Consider the following 17295-nt stretch of genomic DNA (forward strand, 5'->3'; position numbering starts at 1 on the left):
GTCACTATGGCGGTACGGCGCCGTCCACGGCTCAGTCTTCTAGATTTCAATGATGTTCCCCTCTACGCCGGTACACCTACCGGGCGAGGGCATCTTGCCACGGGTGGCGTGGCGGATGTGAAGGGGGTTGCACAAGTGGAACGTCCTGCGCGTACTTGTTACTTGACGACGGCGGACCAATCGGGCGACTGGGCGGGGTCGAGGGTGCGCAGGGCGGCGAGGGTCTGCGGCTTCTGCACGTCGAGCCAGTCGGCCAGTTCCTTGAAGGAGACGCACTTGACGCCCTTCTTGGTGCAGACGTTCTTGACCACCTGGTCGATGGACTTCATGTAGATGCCGCCGTTCCAGTCCTCGAAGTGGTTGCCGATGAACAGCGGGGCCCGGCTGCCGTAGTAGACGCGGTTGAAGCCGGCCATGTAGGAGTCGACGGTCTGCTGTTCCCACTGGGGGAACTTGGCGGCGTCGCCCTGGGTCTCGCCGTCGGACTGGTTGTAGAGGAAGTTGAAGTCCATGGACAGGCCCTGGTACTTGCCGCTCTCGTAGGGCAGCATCTGGAGCGGGAAGTCCCATATGCCGTTCTTCTTCGAGGGCCATATCTGGAAGTCGCCGGGGGAACTGGCGTCGTAGCGCCAGCCGTAGTCCTTGATGGCCTTCAGCAGGTTCGGCTGGCCCTCCAGGCAGGGTGCCCGGCCGCCGGCGACCTCCTTCTTGAAGTCGAAGGGCAGCGGCGGGAGGTCCTTGAAGCCGGTGTTGGTCTTCCAGCGCTCGACGAAGGAGTAGAACTGGTCGATCTCGCTCTTCCACTCCTTCACGCTCCAGTCGCCGCCGCCCTTGGCCCCGCAGAAGTGGCCGTTGAAGTGGGTGCCGATCTCGTTGCCGTCCTGGTACGCCTTGCCCAGCTGTTCCACGGTGGTGCGGATGTGGTCGTCGGTGGCGTAGTCGATCGCGGCGTCGCCCGGGGAGTGCATGGGGCCGTGGTAGAGCGCCTTCTTGCTCTTGGGCAGCAGGTAGATGCCGGTGAGGAAGAAGGTCATGTGGGCGTTGTACTGCTGGGCCAGCTCGCGGTAGTGCGAGAACAGGTGGTCGCTGCCCTCCAGGGCGCCGTCCCAGGAGAAGACGACGAACTGGGGTGGCTTCTCACCGGGTTTGAGGGGGACCGGCTTCAGCTGGTTCTTCTGCGGGCCGGTGTAGGAGGTGGAGCCGTCGCCGAGGACCTTGGTGCGTCCGTCCCATTGCGGGGTCGGGCTGGTCTTCGGCGCGGTGGTGGGCTTCTTGCCCGCGGCGCCGGCCGGGGTTCCGCTGCTGTCGGTGCCGGACAGCGCCAGGAAGCCGGCCACCAGCGAGGCCACGACGAGGAGGGCGGCCAGCGTCAGGATCTGCGGCCGGGTGGCGCGGGGTGTACTGCGGCGGGCGGCTCGACGGCGGCCTGAGGACGACATCTTGCGGGGCATGCGCGGCTCATTCTGCGGGAGGGAAGGGTGCACGGGTCCGGCTCAGCCGAGGCCCGTCGCTGCCGACCAGAGGGCATACGGGACGCTGTGGGCGGATGTGCCGGCCAGGCCCTTGAGTGGCAGGGGCTCCAGGGACTTGGCCAGGTCGATCCGGTAGACGACGATCGCGGTGGACACGGAGTCGGCCGTGCCGACGTACCAGGCGGCGGTGTCCTTCTCGGTGGTGCCGGCCTTCCCGGACACCCCCGTCCGTCCGGCCGCCTCGGGGTGGGCGGTGCTGAAGGAGTCGGTCAGCGCCTCGGTGACCTGCTCGGCCACCTTCGCGCCGATCGCGCGCTTGGGTCGCGGGGTGGCCAGCGGGACCGGGGAGCCGTTGCGGGTGATGCGGCGCACCGAGTACGGCTCGGTGTGGGTGCCGCCGGCGGCGAAGGTGGCGTAGCCGCTGGCCATCCGGATCGCGCTGGGCGTGGAGTTGCCCAGGGAGAGGGCGGGCACCTGGGGGCCGAAGCTGGAGGGCAGCAGTCCGGAGGCCTCGGCGGTCTGGCGCACCTTCTCCAAGCCGGTGTCCATGCCGAGCTGCATGAAGGGGGTGTTCACCGACTTGGCGAGCGCCTCGCGCAGGGATATCTGTCCGTACGACCTGCCGCCGTCGTTGTGGGCGGAGACCTTCTTGCCGCTGCGGTCCCAGTACGGCCCCTCGGGCGTGGTGACGGGCACGCCGTCGTCGCCGTCGTAGACGCTGTCCGGGGTGACGGGGGTGGCGGGTCCGCCGCGGGTCTTGTGCACGCCGTGTTCGAGTCCGGCCGCGTAGACGAACGGGGTGAAGGCGGTGCCGGCCGGGACGGTGGTGGCGTTGGACTCGTTGTAGCCCTGCTTGCGGTGGTCGGGGCCGCCGTAGACGGCGAGGATCCGGCCGTCCGGGGCCACCGAGGCGGCGCCGTAGTGGCCGTCCCCGGCCGCGGCCGGGTTGTCGTGCCCGGCCTGCTTGCGGGCCTTGGTGACGGCGTCGGTGAGGGCCTTCTCCCGCTTGCGGTCGAAGGTCGTGTAGATCTGGTAGCCGCCGAGGTCGAACTGCTTGTCCGTCAGGTGTCCGGACTTCTTGGCGTACTGGGAGGCGAGTTCCACCAGGTAGTCGCTCTGCGCGCCGGTGTTGTACAGCGGGTTGCTCTTGAGCGGTTCGGGGAACTTGGTGTACTTGGCCCGTTCCTGCGGCGACAGCTTGCCGATCTTGACCATGCGGTCGAGGATCCAGGACCAGCGTTCGGCGGCCCGGGCGTGGTTGGCCTTGCCGAGCGTGGGGTCGTACAGGCCGGCGCCCTTGAGCAGTCCGGCGAGCATGGCCGCCTCGGAGGCGTTGAGCTTGCCGACGTCCTTGCCGTAGTACGCCTGGGCGGCGCGCTGGATGCCGTAGCTGCCGCGGCCGAACCAGCTGGTGTTGAGATAGCCCTCGAGGATCTGGTCCTTGCTCATCTTGTTGTCGAGCTTGAGGGCGATCATCGCCTCGGTGAATTTACGACTGATCGTCTGATTTTGGGTGAGATAAACGTTTTTTACGTATTGTTGGGTGATGGTCGATCCACCCTCGGTGTCCCCCTGGCCCAGCGTGCGGAACACCGCGCGGGTGATGCCCTTGGCGGATATGCCGGGGTCCGAGTAGAAGCTCTCGTTCTCGGCCGCGAGCACCGCCCAGCGGACGTCCTCGGGTATGTCCTTCAGCGGCATCGCCTGGCGCTGCACCCAGCCGGTCCGGGCCATGGGCGTGCCGTCGGACCAGAAGTAGACGTTGTCCTGCTGGGTGGCGTACGAGTTGAGGTTATCCGGTATGTCCGTCATGGCGTACGCGGTGACGAGGAACGCGCTCAGCAGACCGAACGAGGTCAGGGTGGCGCCTGTCCACTGGCGCCAGGAGGGTATCCAGCGGCGCCAGCCGGTGCGGCCGGGCCGCGGGTAGACCGGTTTCAGACGGCGCGCGTAAGGGGCCAGGCGGCGCGCGTACGGGGCCAGCGGGGCCAGCACGCGGCCGGCCGCCTGCACGGCCGCGCTCGCGGCCTGCTCCCGCCCGGCGGAGCGCGCGCTGCGCCGGCGCTCGGCCCGGCCGCCCTCCGGAGCGGATGGCTCCGGTGGTGGCGGGACGCGCAGCTGCATGGTCTCGTCCGCCCTGAGGGCGTCGACTCTCAGATGCAGCGTCTCGTCGGCGCCCAACGGCTTCTCGCCACGGCCACCCCCCATGGGGCCGTCCTCCCCCTGCGACGCATTGGTCACGCCTGCGTCTCCCTCCGCACTCGGTCTTGCTCGCGCGGGTGAGCTGAGCATCCTCGCAACGGCGTTCACAAATTATCAGTAACGTTTTCGAATGCCCTGCACATATGCCGGATAGAAAGCAACACTCATGAAACATTGAGACGCCGCCGACCGGGCCTTGACGGCTAACCTGGACGCATGCCTCGTTACGAGTACCGCTGCCGGACCTGCGGCGACACGTTCGAACTCAGTCGGCCCATGGCCCAGTCCGCCGCCCCCGCGTCGTGCCCCGCAGGGCACGACGACACGGTGAAGCTCCTGTCGACCGTGGCGGTGGGCGTGTCGAACGCCACGTCCGCGCCCGCGCCTTCGCCGAGGGCAGGCGGGGGCGGCTGTTGTGGCGGAGGGTGCTGCGGTTAGCCGCCTACGGGGGTGCCGGGAACGCCGTCCGGTGAGCGCGGGGCCGCCCTGGTCGGTCGCGCCCCGCGGCGCAGCCGCGCAACGGACACAGCCCCGCGCCCCTCAGGCCGGCTGCCGTACCGCTCTCAGGAACTCCCGCAGGATCCGCTCGCCCGCCAGGACGCCCCGTTCCGGGAGAGCGGTGATGGCCGGGGCCGTCCAGCCCGAGTCGGCCAGTTCGCCGTGGGCCGGGCGCCAGCCGCGGTCGGCGGCGAGGAGCAGGTCGGCGTCGAGCAGGGAGTCACCGGCGGCCAGGGTCAGCTCCGCGCCGGTGCGCCGGGCGACCTCGCGGACGGCCGCGCTCTTGGTGAGCGGCTTCGGTACGGCGTAGAGCTTGCGGCCCTGCAGGGACACCGTCCAGCCGCGGTTCTCCGCCCACACCGCCAGCTCCTTCACCCAGTCCCCGGGCAGCAGCTCACGCTCCACCACCAGGTAGGCGAACAGGTCCTCGGCGGTCCGGTGCTTGCGCACCCACACCGGGTCGGCGGAACGCAGCAGGTGCTCGCCGACCTCCGCCAGCGGCGCGCACTCGTCGGCGAGCCGGGCCTGGACGCGCGCGTGCCAGCCGGCGTCGGTGACCCCGTCGACCAGCAGGTGCCCGCCGTTGGCGCAGATCGCGTACGCCGGCGGCGGGCCCGGCAGGTTGATGCGCTGGTACTGCTTGCGCGTCCGGGTCGTCGTCGGCACGAACACGGCCGCGTCCCCGAGGTCGGTCAGCAGCTGGGCCGCGGTCTCCGTCATGTAGGACAGCGGCTTGGCCTCGTGCACCTCCACACACAGCAGCCGGGGCGCCCGCGCGTCCGGCATGGTCAGCGCGAGGGCCGCCGAGGAGTAGATCAGCGTACGGTCGAGATCGCTCGCCACCAGCACCGGCATCAGACGTTCACCGCCTTGCCGTCGGCGCCCGTGGCGCCCCGCGTGTACCGGGGGTGGATCAGGCCGACGCAGGTGTACGGCAGGTCGCCGACCTCCTCCACCGGTACCCCGCGCTGCTCGGCGAGCAGCCGCACATGGTCCAGGTCGGTGCCCGCGCCGGCCCGCGCCAGGATCTTCCACGGCACCCGGCGCAGCAGCACCCGGGTGGTCTCGCCGACGCCGGGCTTGACGAGGTTGACGTCGTGGATGCCGTACTCCTCGCTGATCCGCTCGACCGCCCGCCAGCCCGCCCAGGTCGGGGTGCGGTCCGCGGCCAGCAGCTCCTTCACCGCGCTGTCCACGCCGTCGGCCACCTCGGGGAAGCGCGCGGAGACGGCGTCGAGGAAGGCCACGGAGACGTCCGTGCCGGCGAGTTCGCGGTAGAACTTGGCGCCGTGGAAGTCGTGCGGGCCGACCAGGTCGGCGCGCAGGACCGTGCGCGAGATCAGGCCGGAGACGGTGGAGTTGAGGCAGGCGGAGGGGATGAGGAAGTCCTCGCGGGTGCCGTAGGTGCGCACGCAGAAGCCGGGGTCGGCCAGGACTGCGATCTCCGGGTCGAACCCGGTGACGCCCTCCTTCCGCTCGAACTCCCGGATCGCTTCGGCGAGTTCACGGCTGATCGCGCCCTTGCCGGTCCAGCCGTCGACGAAGACGACGTCCCGGGGGTCGTGCCGGTCGGCGAGCCAGCGCAGCGCGTTGGCGTCGATGCCCCGGCCGCGCACGATCGACACGGCGTAGTGCGGGAGTTCCAGGCCGTGCCGGAACCGCGCCCAGCGGCGCATCAGGATCCCGACCGGGGTGCCCGCCCGGGCCAGGGAGACCAGTACGGGCCGGGGCGAACGCTCGGTGACGACGGTCTCGGTGACGACACCGACGGCCCGCGCGAGCCGCGCGGCCGACGCGTCGAGCGCCGCGTGGAACAGCTGCTGGTACTGCTCGCTGGGCTGGTACTCCACCGGCAGCGACTCGGCGTAGTGCGCGCCGCCGCTCTGGATGGCCTCCTCCCGCTCCTCCGTCGGCGCCTCCAGGGTCACGTCGGACAGGTCCTGGAGCAGCCAGCCGACCTCCTCCGGTGCGTACGAGGAGAATGCGGGGCCACGGAGGGGCTCGGGGAGCATGACCGGCCTTTCGGGAGCATGCGGGACGTACGACGGTACGACCGCGAGCAGGACGTGCGGGACGTGCGCGGCGAGGCGGGCGAGCAGGCCGTCGGGCGCGTGCAGGGCGGGGGTGTCGGCGGCGGAGTCGACCACGGCGACGACGGCGTCGAAGCCGGCGCCGGCCACGTTGTAGGCGTACCGCTCGCCGGGGCCGTCGGCCGGGTCGTCGTGGGCGGGGAAGACCAGGCGGGTGCGGATCGCGTAACCGGGGTCGTCCACCGCGAGGACCGGCGAACGGGTGGTGGTGGAGAACCGCACCTCGGCGTCCACCCCCTGCTCCAGCTCCCGGGCGAGCCGCAGCGGGGCGTACATCAGCTCCTCGAAGCCGAGGACGAGGACGCGGCGGGCACCGGCGGGCAGGGCGTCGCGTACGCGCCCGGCCATGGCGGGGAGCGCCGCTTCGAGCCGGGCCCGGTGGGCGGGGGTGAAACCGTGCCGCCCGCCGTCGGGGAGACCCGCGGGCCAGCCCAGGCCGACCCTGGTGACGGTCCCCGGCTGTGGCGCCGCACTCGGCCCGCCTCCGGCGGACTCGTAGCGAGCCACCAGTTCCTGCCCCTTCTCCAGCACCCGCTCCGGCAGCAGCACGGTGCCGGACGCGGCGGCGACGAGATCCACCCGCGCCCCGGTCTCCCGCGCGAACCGCTCCAGCCGGCCGGAGTCCTCGGCCGACCGCATGTCGATCAGGGCCACCACCACATAGCGCCGGCGCGGATACCGCTGGTGCAGGTCACGGATGGTGTTGAGCACGGTGTTACCGGTCGAGAACTCGTCGTCCACCAGCACCAGCGGCCCGTCCCCGGCCAGCAGCCCCGGGTCCTCGGGCAGCAGCAGGTGCGACGTGGCGTGGGAGTGCGACTCCTCGAAGCCGCCCGCCGGGGCGACCCCGGGGACCGGCCGCCGGGTGGAGTGCAGGTACGGCACCGCGCCGAGTCCGTCGGCGACCGCGTGCCCCAGTCCCGTCGCGGTCTCCGCGTACCCGAGGACGACGGCGGCCCCCGCGTCGTCCGGGCCGAGCAGCGCGGCGGCCCGTCGGCCGAGCCGGAACCCGTGGTCGTAGACCACGGCCGGCGACTGCGGCACGTGCTTGCCGAGGACGTTGGAGACCAGCAGGTGCGCCCGCTTGGGGTTGCGCCGCAGGGCGAGCCCGAGCAGCGCCGGCAGCGCGTCGTCCCCCACGAGCCCGACCCCGAGCCGCTCGGCGACCCAGCTGCCGGACCAGACCCCGTCGTTCACTGCGTTGTTCATGCGTTCCTTGGAGAGGTGGCGAAAGGTTCAGCCGGGTATGCCGGCGGCGAGCAGTTCCACGAAACCGACGTCCTCGTTGGCGACGCCGAACACCTCGGCGCGCAGCAGGGTCCGCTCCGCCCAGGCGCGGTGCGGTTTCACTTCGTTCATCTTGTTCGTGTAGGCCGACCGGAGTACACCCCCGCCGCCGCGTTCCGGCCGCAGGATGTCCTGGGCGTCGCTGAACTCCTCGTGGCTGACCACGGAGAGCGCGTGCACGGGCAGGACGTGGGAGGGGTGGATGCAGGTCTTGCCGAGCAGACCGTTGGCCTGGTCGAGGGAGATCTCCCGGAGCAGTCCGTCCATGGCGTGTTCGATCAGCTTCTCGCGCAGCTCGACGGCCTGCATCTGGAGGAAGGGGCTCTGCCGGAGCTGCGGCTTGAACATGCGCTCGGGCACGCGGAAGTACTCCCAGACCGGGCCGGTGACGGTGAAGCCGGTGCCGTCGGCGCGGCCCAGCATGTTCACCACGTCGGCGATCACGGAGGCGACGATCTGGACGTCGTACGCCGTCATGTCGGGGGCGCGGCGCAGTCCGTAGGAGGAGCAGAAGTCGGTCACGCCGAGGCGGAGGGCCAGGACCCGGTCGCGGTACTTGTCGACCGCGCGGAAGATGCCCTCCAGGGTCTCCACCCGCGACTCGCGGTAGAGCAGCTCGGGGGACTCCAGGACGGGCATGGCGAAGAGCCGCCGGCCGCAGGCCCGCTCGGCGGTGGTGAGGGCCTCCAGGAAGGGGATGCCGCGTTCCTCGGTGAACTTGGGCAGCACGAATCCCGACAGCAGGCGCACGGACGGGCCGAGGCGGCGGACCAGGTCCGGTATCTGCTCGGGGGTGCGGACCCGGATGAACAGCAGGGGCGGCTCCGCCCCGGTCCGGGCGGCGAGGCCGGCGAACTGCCGGACGAGGTTTTCCTCGCCGGCCCCGACGTCCGCGTCGTCGATCGAGTCCTCCAGGCACAGCACCATCGAGACCACGCCGCCGGCCGCCTGTTTGACGATGTCGTCGGCGAGCCGCGGCCGGGTGGCCGGGCTGTACAGCGTGGCGCCCAGGGCCGCGGAGAGCAGCCGGGCCGGAGAGCCGGCGGTGAACGCGCACGGCTCCTGATGGAAGAGGCGCTGCCGCACCTCGGGGGCGATGTGCCCGAAATGACGCATAGGACTCCCTCGGAGCGCGAGCCGATCCTCTGGATTCGGTAAAGGGTGGCCGGTAATAGTACGTAGGGACCCATGTCCGGAGTTCCCTTCGGGCATGAACTTCCGGTAACCCACCCGTGTCGGCGCCCACCCCCCGCATTGTCGTGACCAGGACCGAGAGGGCAGGATGACCGCATGACGCACGCGATGCTGAAGGGGTCGAACGTCCCGCTGGAGGCCACCACGGTGCGCGCCGTGCTGCGCTGGACGCCGGGGCAGGACGTCCCGGACGTGGACGTGTCGGCGCTCCTGCTGGGCCCCGGCGGCCGTGTGCGCTCCGACGAGGACTTCGTCTTCTACAACCAGCCCCGGCACCCTTCCGGGAAGGTGTGGCGGCTCGGCAAGAAGCGGGTCGCCGAGGGGCTGACGGACACGATCCAGGCGGACCTCCTGGCCGTGGAGCCGGGGGTCGGCCGGATCCTGCTGGTCGCCTCCGCGGACGGGGTCGCCTTCGACCGGGTGCCGGCGCTGTGCATCCTGCTGTACGACGCGGCGGTCGCCGGCGGGGAGCCGCTGGCCACGTTCGAGATCAAGCCGGAGACCGGCGCGGAGACGGCGCTGATCTGCGGTGAGCTGTACCGGCGCGGGGATGGCTGGAAGTTCCGGGCGCTGGGCGAGGGCTACTCGAACGGGCTGAAGGGGCTCGCCACGGACTTCGGTATCTCGGTGGACGAGTCGGAGGGGGCCGAGCCCCCGGCCGACCCGACGTCGTCCGGGCCGTTGCCTCCCGAGCAGCCGACGCCCCCGGAGCCGCCGACGGCCTCGGTGCCGGCGCAGCCGCCCGCGTACGGCTACCCGCAGCCGATGCAGGCGCCGGCGGCCGGGGCGGGGGACGCCTACTTCCGGCTGCCGCCGCAGGGGCCGCAGTTCATCGGGCGGTAGGGCGTCCCGCGCTCCTGCCGGGGCGCCTCACCTGTCCGCCTTGGTCTTGTAGCCCCTGCCCCACTGGAGGCCCCAGCCGTAGAGGCGGTCGAGTTCGCCCTGGAAGCCGTAGACGAACTTGACCTCGCGGCGGACGATCAGTTCGCCCTTGACGTTCTCGATCATGACGACGGCGCAGGAGCGGGCCTGCGGGTGGCGTTCGTCGAGGCCTATCTCGATGCGGGGGCCGTTGCTGGGGTACAGGGTGACGACGGCGTGGGTACGGTCGAAGGCGGGGGTCTGGTCGTAGATGTAGACGAAGACCAGCAGCCGCTTCAGGGCGTCGCGGTGGTCGAGGTTGACGTACATCGTCTCGCCGGACGCCGAGCCGAACCGGTCGTCCCCGCTGAGTTTGATGTACGGCGGTGCGTTGACGTCGCCGAGATAGCCGCCGAGGGGCTGTACGACCCCCTTGGTGCCGTCGGTCAGCTCGTACAGACAGCCCAGGTCGAGGTCGACGTTGACCATGCTCTGGCCGTGACCGAGGACCTCCGGCGGCTTCAGGGCCCTGAAGGGGTGCCGGAACAGGCTGGTGCGCTGGGTCGGGTCGAAGTCGGAGGTCCGCATCCGCCAGGAGAGGTTCACGCGCAGGTGGCCGGTGGCCGCCTCCTGCCGGGTGAGGGACACCGCCTGGTGCCGCCTGGTCAGTTCGATGGCGTTGGTCGAGGCGTTGCCCGAGTCGAAGTCGGCGGCGCGCCCGCCCAGCAGTCCGTCGAAGAATCCCATTCCCGCCCCCAGGTACCCGTTGTGACGCCGACGGGGCGGCCGGCCGTGCCGGCCGCCCCGTTCGAAGCGTTCCTCACCGTCCGGGCCGTCACACCCCGGAGGAGACCTCGGCCTTCTCGTCGGTGCCCTCTTCCCCCGCCGCGGCCAGGGCGCGGTTGCGGCGGACGGAGGAGAAGAAGGACCAGGCGATCAGGACGACGCCGACGAGACCGGTGACGACCTCGTTGATCTCGTGCTGGATGGTGACCATGAGGATCACGGCGAGGGCGCCGATGGCGTAGTGGGCGCCGTGCTCCAGGTAGACGTAGTCGTCGAGGGTGCCCTGGCGGACCAGGTAGACCGTGAGCGACCGGACGTACATCGCGCCGATGCCGAGGCCGAGGGCCATCAGGACGATGTCGTTGGTGATGGCGAAGGCGCCGATGACGCCGTCGAAGGAGAAGGACGCGTCCAGGACCTCCAGGTAGAGGAACATGAAGAACGCGGCCTGGCCGGCCAGGACGATCGCGGGCTTCTGCTTGCCGCTGCGGGCGGCCTCTTCCTCCTCCTCGTGCTCGCGCTCCTCCTCTTCCTCCAGCTTGTCCTCGAAGTAGCCGGAGAGGCCGCCGACGACCATGTAGGTGATCAGGCCGGCGATTCCGGCGATCAGGACCGTCTGCGCCTTGTCGACGTGGACGCCGCCGTGCTGGTGGGCGTGGGTGGCGAAGGTGAAGGACGTGATCAGCAGGACGATCAGGGCGATGCAGACCGACAGCATGTCGACCTTGCCGAGCTTGGCCAGGGGCCGCTCGATCCAGCGCAGCCACTGGATGTCCCGGTCCTCGAAGATGAAGTCGAGGAAGATCATCAGCAGGAACATGCCGCCGAAGGCGGCGATCGCCGGGTGGGCGTCGGTCACCAGCTGCTGGTAGCGGTCCTTGTTGTTGAGCGCGAGGTCGACGGCCTCGATCGGGCCCATCTTGGCGCTGATCGCGACGATGACGACGGGGAAGACCAGCCGCATGCCGAAGACGGCGATGAGAACACCGACCGTGAGGAAGATCTTCTGCCAGAAGGCGCTCATCTTCTTCAGGATTCCGGCGTTGACGACCGCGTTGTCGAAGGACAGCGAGATCTCCAGGACGGCGAGGATCGCCACGATCCCGAAGGCGGTCCACCCCCCGTAGAACGCCGCCGCGACCAGGCCGAGCGCGGTGACCGCGAACGACCAGCCGAAGGTTTTCAGAAGCACTGGCTACCCCATCGTGTGTTGGGGGCACCTCCCAGACGAGGTCTGGGGGAGGATCTCCCCGGAGTCGTACCGAGTTTTACGAAACGTTGACTCCGAAGTCTAGAGCGATGCCCCGGAGACCCGACGCGTACCCCTGACCCACGGCACGGAACTTCCACTCGCCCTGGTACCGGTAGAGCTCCCCGAAGATCATCGCGGTCTCGGTGGAGGCGTCCTCGCTCAGGTCGTAGCGCGCCAGTTCCTGGCCGTCGGCCTGGTTGACCACACGGATGAAGGCGTTGGACACCTGGCCGAAGGTCTGGCCGCGCTCGTCCGCCATATGGATGGACACCGGGAAGATGATCTTCTCGCACTGCGGGGGCACCTTGGCGAGGTCGACCAGGATCGACTCGTCGTCTCCCTCGCCCTCACCGGTGAGGTTGTCACCGGTGTGCTCCACGGAGCCGTCGGGGCTCGTGAGCTGGTTGTAGAACACGAACCACTCGTCGCCCAGCACCCGGTTCCCGGCGCCGCACAACAGGGCGCTGGCGTCCAGGTCGAAGGGGGCGCCGGTGGTGGACCGGGCGTCCCAGCCGAGCCCGATCAGGACGTTGGTGAGGTTCGGTGCGGCCTTGGAGAGGGAGACATTGCCTCCCTTGGCGAGCGTGACGCCCATGATGCTGGTCCTCCCCTGGTGGTGCTTGCCTGATTGTCCTGCGCGTCCGGCGCCGCCCGTAAACGGTGCGGCGCCGGATGGTGCAGGTGTCGTGACTCCGCCGGGATCAGACGTTGACGCCGAAGTCCTGCGCGATGCCCCGCAGGCCGGAGGCGTAGCCCTGGCCGATGGCCCGGAACTTCCACTCCGCGCCGTGCCGGTACAGCTCGCCGAAGACCATGGCCGTCTCGGTGGAGGCGTCCTCGCTCAGGTCGTAGCGAGCGATCTCCTGGCCGCCGGCCTGGTTCACGACGCGGATGAAGGCGTTGCGGACCTGGCCGAAGGACTGCTGGCGGTTCTCGGCGTCGTAGATCGACACCGGGAACACGATCTTCTCGATGTCGGCCGGGACGCCGGCCAGGTCGATCTTGATCTGCTCGTCGTCGCCCTCGCCCTCACCGGTGATGTTGTCGCCGGTGTGCTCGACCGAGCCGTCGGGGCTCTTGAGGTTGTTGAAGAAGACGAAGTGCTGGTCGCTCGCGACCTTGCCGGAGTTGTTCAGCAGCAGCGCGCTCGCGTCGAGGTCGAAGTCCGTGCCGGTCGTCGTGCGCACGTCCCACCCCAGGCCGACGATGACGGCGGTCAGGCCCGGGGCCTCCTTCGTCAGCGATACGTTGCCGCCCTTGCTGAGGCTGACTCCCACGGGTCCTCCATGTGGGTTCGGGGGCGGGGAGCCCCGTCGTGCTTCGGATATGGGATCAACGTGCCGATCCTAGTGACGGGTTCCCGCCCTCCGCAGACCCTGGAGCCGAAGATTCACAGGTGTCGGCCCGCGGGCCGGCTCACAGGGTGTCGAGCGCCTTCACGTAGTCGTTCAGGTCGCGGGCGTCCGGCAGGCCGTTGACCACGGTCCACCGCACGACGCCCTCCTTGTCGATGATGAAGGTGCCCCGGACGGCGCAGCCCTTGTCCTCGTCGAAGACGCCGTACGCGCGCGAGACGTTGCCGTGCGGCCAGAAGTCGCTCAGCAAGGGGTATTCCAGACCCTCCTGCTCGCCGAAGACGCGCAGGGTGTGGATGGAGTCGTTGGAGACGGCGAGCAGCTGGGTGTCGCGGTCGGCGAACTTCGGCAGGTTGTCGCGCAGCTCGCACAGCTCGCCGGTGCAGACGCCGGTGAAGGCGAAGGGGTAGAAGAGCAGGACCACGTTCTTCTCGCCGCGGAAGTCGGAGAGCCTCACGGTCCGGCCGTGGTTGTCCTTCAGCTCGAAGTCCGGCGCCTTGTCGCCGACCTGGATCGCCATCGTCGTGCATCCCTTCGGTGGGCTGTTCGGGTGGGGAGCGTACGGACGCTCGGGTCCACCCTACGCAGCGGGCACCGGGGTCTCACGGACGGGCCGAGCGTGCTCGGCCCGTCCGGTGGACGAGGACGGTCATTTCCTGGACTTGGCCGCCTTGGGCGTCGCCAGCCGGCTGCCGCTCCAGTCCTTGCCGACGCTGACGCTCTTGGAGGCGGTCAGGCCGGCCGTCGTGGCGGCGTCCTGGATGTCGCTCGGCTCCACGTACCCCGAACGGCCGGTCTTCGGCGTGAGGAGCAGGATGGCACCGCCCTCTTCGATGTACGTGGTGGCATCCACCAGCGCATCCGTCAGGTCGCCGTCATCGTCACGGAACCACAGCACGACGGCGTCGGCCACGTCGTCGTAGTCCTCGTCCATGAGGTCGCCTGCGATGGTTTCCTCGATGGCCTCGCGGAGCTCCTGATCGACGTCGTCGTCGTAGCCGATCTCCTGGACCACCTGCCCGGGCTGGAACCCCAGCCTGCCGGCAGGGTTCGTCCGCTCCTCCGCGTGGTCCGCGGTCGCGCTCACGGGGTGCCTCCTGATCATTTCTTGGTGAGTATCTCAGCCACGCGCGTGCGCGAAGCATTGGCCGTAGTCCACACGGGCGGGGCGGATCGCGCAAGTACCCGGCCGTCGGGACCGTCGAAACGGTGACGATCCCGGCCGTGTCGCCGCAACTTCTGGCACCGTATCCCGTTTCCGCGGAACCCACATCACACCGATGTGCCCGGATTGTGCCGTTCGGAATCATCCGGTGTTACGTCGCTCGAACAACTTTGCCAAGCACGTCACACCCCGGGCGTATCGTTGCGTTTTGACCGATGCGGACGACCGTGCGGATGACGTACGCCTTCCCGAGGTACACGATGGGGAACGGTGTAGCAGGCAGAAACTGGCCCTCTGACAGGTAAGGAACAGCGTGGCTCCCGGATCCGATCGCAACCCGATCATCATTGGCGGCCTTCCGAGTCAGGTTCCTGACTTCGATCCCGAGGAAACCCAGGAGTGGCTCGACTCCCTGGACGCCGCCGTCGACGAGCGCGGGCGGGAGCGGGCCCGCTACCTCATGCTGCGCCTCATCGAGCGGGCCCGCGAGAAGCGCGTGGCCGTGCCCGAGATGCGCAGCACGGACTACGTCAACACGATCCCCACCAAGAGCGAGCCGTTCTTCCCGGGCAACGAGGAGATCGAGCGCAGGATCCTGAACGCGACCCGCTGGAACGCGGCCGTGATGGTCTCGCGCGCGCAGCGCCCGGGCATCGGCGTCGGCGGCCACATCGCCACCTTCGCCTCCTCCGCCTCACTCTACGACGTCGGCTTCAACCACTTCTTCCGGGGCAAGGACGAGGGTGACGGCGGCGACCAGGTCTTCTTCCAGGGCCACGCCTCCCCCGGCATCTACGCGCGCGCGTACCTGCTCGACCGGCTCACCGAACAGCAGCTGGACGGCTTCCGCCAGGAGAAGTCGAAGTACCCGGACGGCCTGTCCAGCTACCCGCACCCGCGCTCGATGCCGGACTTCTGGGAGTTCCCGACGGTCTCCATGGGCCTCGGCCCGCTGGGCGCGATCTACCAGGCGCGGATGAACCGTTACATGGAGGCGCGCGGGATCGCGGACACCTCCAAGTCCCACGTGTGGGCGTTCCTGGGCGACGGCGAGATGGACGAGCCGGAGTCGCTCGGCCAGCTGTCCATCGCGGCCCGGGAGGGCCTGGACAACCTGACCTTCGTGGTCAACTGCAACCTCCAGCGCCTCGACGGGCCGGTGCGCGGCAACGGCAAGATCATCCAGGAGCTGGAGTCGATCTTCCGGGGTGCCGGCTGGAACGTGATCAAGCTGATCTGGGACCGCACCTGGGACCCGCTGCTCGCGCAGGACCGGGACGGCATCCTGGTCAACAAGATGAACATCACGCCGGACGGGCAGTTCCAGACGTACGCCACCGAGACCGGCGCCTACATCCGGGAGCACTTCTTCGGTGACGACCACCGGCTGCGCGCCATGGTCGAGAACATGACCGACGACCAGATCCTGCACCTGGGCCGCGGCGGCCACGACCACCGCAAGATCTACGCGGCCTTCAAGGCGGCCAAGGAGCACAAGGGCCAGCCGACGGTCATCCTGGCCAAGACGATCAAGGGCTGGACGCTGGGCCCGAACTTCGAGGGCCGCAACGCCACGCACCAGATGAAGAAGCTGACGGTCGACGACCTCAAGCGCTTCCGCGACCGGCTGCACCTGCCGATCTCCGACAAGGAGCTGGAGTCCGGCGCGCCGCCGTACTACCACCCGGGCCGCGGCTCGGAGGAGATCCAGTACATGCACGACCGCCGCAAGGGCCTCGGCGGTTACGTGCCCACGCGCGTGGTCCGCTCCCAGCCGCTCGCCCTGCCGGACGACAAGACGTACGCGACCGTGAAGAAGGGCACGGGCCAGCAGTCCATCGCGACGACCATGGCCTTTGTGCGCCTCCTCAAGGACCTCATGCGGGACAAGGAGATCGGCAAGCGGTTCGTGCTGATCGCGCCGGACGAGTACCGCACGTTCGGCATGGACTCCTTCTTCCCGAGTGCGAAGATCTACAACCCGCTCGGCCAGCAGTACGAGTCGGTCGACCGTGAGCTGCTGCTGGCCTACAAGGAGTCGCCGACCGGCCAGATGCTGCACGACGGCATCTCCGAGGCGGGCTGCACGGCCTCGCTGATCGCCGCGGGCTCGGCGTACGCCACGCACGGCGAGCCGCTGATCCCGGTGTACGTCTTCTACTCGATGTTCGGTTTCCAGCGCACCGGCGACCAGTTCTGGCAGATGGCCGACCAGCTGGCGCGCGGATTCGTCCTGGGTGCGACCGCGGGGCGTACGACCCTGACCGGCGAGGGCCTTCAGCACGCGGACGGCCACTCCCAGCTGCTCGCCTCCACCAACCCGGCGTGCGTCGCCTACGACCCGGCGTACGCCTACGAGATCGCGCACATCGTGCAGGACGGTCTGCGCCGGATGTACGGCAGCTCGCCCGAGCACCCGCACGGCGAGGACGTCTTCTACTACCTGACCGTCTACAACGAGCCCATCCAGCACCCGGCCGAGCCGGCGAACGTGGACGCCGAGGGCATCGTCAAGGGCGTCCACAAGCTGAGCGAGGGCACGGGCGGCTCGATCCCGGCGCAGATCATGGCGTCGGGCGTGGCGGTCCCGTGGGCCCTGGAGGCCCAGCGGATCCTCGCCGAGGAGTGGAACGTCAAGGCGGACGTGTGGTCCGCGACCTCCTGGAACGAGCTGCGCCGCGAGGCCGTGGAGTGCGAGGAGCACAACCTGCTGCACCCCGAGGAGGAGCAGCGGGTGCCGTACGTGACGCGGAAGCTGAGCGGCGCCGAGGGTCCGTTCGTGGCCGTCTCCGACTGGATGCGATCGGTTCCGGACCAGATCGCGCGCTGGGTGCCCGGCACGTACCAGTCGCTCGGCGCCGACGGCTTCGGCTTCGCCGACACCCGGGGCGCCGCGCGCCGCTTCTTCCACATCGACGCCGAGTCGATCGTCGTCGCGGTGCTGACCGAACTGGCCCGCGAGGGCAAGGTCGACCGGTCGGCGCTGAAGCAGGCCATCGACCGGTACCGGCTGCTGGACGTGTCGGCGGCGGATCCGGGGGCGGCGGGCGGCGACGCGTAACGCCGCGCTGGGCTGCGGCCGAAAAGGGTCGTGGGGATCTGCGGGTCGGGGGGGTTGATCGCGCAGTTCCCC

At 69.7% G+C, this 17295-nt stretch carries 14 protein-coding genes; 3 read left to right on the plus strand and 11 right to left on the minus strand.

Translation table 11 applies throughout. The features are described 5' to 3' along the window. Positions 1-158: 158 nt before the first annotated feature. Together IG05_RS0110230 and IG05_RS0110235 are read right to left on the minus strand one after the other, a co-directional pair. A complete protein-coding gene (locus IG05_RS0110230) occupies positions 159-1451 on the minus strand; it encodes a hypothetical protein (protein ID WP_030341244.1) in 1293 nt (430 codons plus the stop codon). Between the two features lie 42 nt (positions 1452-1493). Then, a complete protein-coding gene (locus IG05_RS0110235) occupies positions 1494-3680 on the minus strand; it encodes a transglycosylase domain-containing protein (RefSeq protein WP_234335820.1) in 2187 nt (728 codons plus the stop codon). Between the two features lie 210 nt (positions 3681-3890). Here IG05_RS0110235 and IG05_RS44845 point away from each other — a divergent pair, with 210 nt between their 5' ends. Then, positions 3891-4112 carry an FmdB family zinc ribbon protein gene (locus tag IG05_RS44845; protein ID WP_078894020.1) on the plus strand — a complete coding sequence of 74 codons (222 nt, stop codon included), beginning with the start codon at positions 3891-3893 and terminating at the stop codon, positions 4110-4112. Between the two features lie 102 nt (positions 4113-4214). On the opposite strand, the gene IG05_RS0110245 is transcribed toward IG05_RS44845, so the two are convergent. From IG05_RS0110245 to IG05_RS0110255, 3 genes are read right to left on the minus strand one after another with little or no spacing between them, the layout of a single operon-like run. Beyond that, positions 4215-5027: a hypothetical protein gene (locus tag IG05_RS0110245; RefSeq protein WP_030341248.1), complete on the minus strand. Its 813-nt coding sequence runs from the start codon at positions 5025-5027 to the stop codon at positions 4215-4217. Then, a complete protein-coding gene (locus IG05_RS0110250) occupies positions 5027-7471 on the minus strand; it encodes a phosphoribosyltransferase (RefSeq protein ID WP_030341250.1) in 2445 nt (814 codons plus the stop codon). The genes IG05_RS0110245 and IG05_RS0110250 overlap by 1 nt, the downstream gene beginning before the upstream one ends. 27 nt (positions 7472-7498) lie before the next feature. Then, positions 7499-8665, minus strand: a complete 1167-nt coding sequence (locus IG05_RS0110255; RefSeq protein ID WP_030341252.1) for an HpcH/HpaI aldolase/citrate lyase family protein — start codon at positions 8663-8665, stop codon at positions 7499-7501. A gap of 174 nt (positions 8666-8839) precedes the next feature. Between IG05_RS0110255 and IG05_RS0110260 the strand changes: the two genes are divergently transcribed. Further along, a complete protein-coding gene (locus tag IG05_RS0110260; protein WP_030341253.1) occupies positions 8840-9586 on the plus strand; it encodes a TerD family protein in 747 nt (248 codons plus the stop codon). Positions 9587-9613: 27 nt separating this feature from the next. On the opposite strand, the gene IG05_RS0110265 is transcribed toward IG05_RS0110260, so the two are convergent. From IG05_RS0110265 to IG05_RS0110290, 6 genes are all read right to left on the minus strand, one after another. Continuing rightward, positions 9614-10351 carry a TerD family protein gene (locus IG05_RS0110265; RefSeq protein WP_030341255.1) on the minus strand — a complete coding sequence of 246 codons (738 nt, stop codon included), beginning with the start codon at positions 10349-10351 and terminating at the stop codon, positions 9614-9616. Between the two features lie 88 nt (positions 10352-10439). After that, a complete protein-coding gene (locus IG05_RS0110270; protein WP_030341257.1) occupies positions 10440-11582 on the minus strand; it encodes a DUF475 domain-containing protein in 1143 nt (380 codons plus the stop codon). 76 nt (positions 11583-11658) lie between these two features. Beyond that, positions 11659-12237: a TerD family protein gene (locus tag IG05_RS0110275; protein WP_030341258.1), complete on the minus strand. Its 579-nt coding sequence runs from the start codon at positions 12235-12237 to the stop codon at positions 11659-11661. Positions 12238-12343: 106 nt separating this feature from the next. Beyond that, positions 12344-12919, minus strand: coding sequence for a calcium homeostasis/redox stress adaptation protein (locus IG05_RS0110280; protein ID WP_030341260.1), 576 nt, complete (start codon positions 12917-12919; stop codon positions 12344-12346). Between the two features lie 139 nt (positions 12920-13058). Then, the gene (locus IG05_RS0110285; protein ID WP_030341261.1) at positions 13059-13517 is read right to left on the minus strand and encodes a peroxiredoxin; all 459 of its coding nucleotides are present in this window, start codon (positions 13515-13517) and stop codon (positions 13059-13061) included. Positions 13518-13646: 129 nt separating this feature from the next. Further along, positions 13647-14084, minus strand: a complete 438-nt coding sequence (locus tag IG05_RS0110290; RefSeq protein WP_030341262.1) for a DUF3052 domain-containing protein — start codon at positions 14082-14084, stop codon at positions 13647-13649. Positions 14085-14475: 391 nt separating this feature from the next. Here IG05_RS0110290 and aceE point away from each other — a divergent pair, with 391 nt between their 5' ends. Continuing rightward, positions 14476-17223, plus strand: coding sequence for a pyruvate dehydrogenase (acetyl-transferring), homodimeric type (gene aceE, locus IG05_RS0110295; RefSeq protein WP_030341263.1), 2748 nt, complete (start codon positions 14476-14478; stop codon positions 17221-17223). The last annotated feature ends 72 nt before the right edge of the window (positions 17224-17295 follow it).

The organism is Streptomyces sp. NRRL S-1022 (assembly GCF_000720135.1).
Lineage (GTDB): Bacteria > Actinomycetota > Actinomycetes > Streptomycetales > Streptomycetaceae > Streptomyces.

Excerpts from the sequence above, each read along its gene's own strand:
- IG05_RS0110255 (WP_030341252.1), bottom strand. The coding sequence starts at position 8,665 with ATGCGTCATTTCGGGCACATCGCCCCCGAGGTGCGGCAGCGCCTCTTC.
- IG05_RS0110245 (WP_030341248.1), bottom strand. The coding sequence starts at position 5,027 with ATGCCGGTGCTGGTGGCGAGCGATCTCGACCGTACGCTGATCTACTCC.
- IG05_RS0110260 (WP_030341253.1), top strand. The coding sequence starts at position 8,840 with ATGACGCACGCGATGCTGAAGGGGTCGAACGTCCCGCTGGAGGCCACC.
- IG05_RS0110230 (WP_030341244.1), bottom strand. The coding sequence starts at position 1,451 with ATGCCCCGCAAGATGTCGTCCTCAGGCCGCCGTCGAGCCGCCCGCCGC.
- IG05_RS0110265 (WP_030341255.1), bottom strand. The coding sequence starts at position 10,351 with ATGGGATTCTTCGACGGACTGCTGGGCGGGCGCGCCGCCGACTTCGAC.
- IG05_RS44845 (WP_078894020.1), top strand. The coding sequence starts at position 3,891 with ATGCCTCGTTACGAGTACCGCTGCCGGACCTGCGGCGACACGTTCGAA.
- IG05_RS0110275 (WP_030341258.1), bottom strand. The coding sequence starts at position 12,237 with ATGGGCGTCACGCTCGCCAAGGGAGGCAATGTCTCCCTCTCCAAGGCC.
- IG05_RS0110235 (WP_234335820.1), bottom strand. The coding sequence starts at position 3,680 with ATGGGGGGTGGCCGTGGCGAGAAGCCGTTGGGCGCCGACGAGACGCTG.
- IG05_RS0110250 (WP_030341250.1), bottom strand. The coding sequence starts at position 7,471 with ATGAACAACGCAGTGAACGACGGGGTCTGGTCCGGCAGCTGGGTCGCC.
- IG05_RS0110285 (WP_030341261.1), bottom strand. The coding sequence starts at position 13,517 with ATGGCGATCCAGGTCGGCGACAAGGCGCCGGACTTCGAGCTGAAGGAC.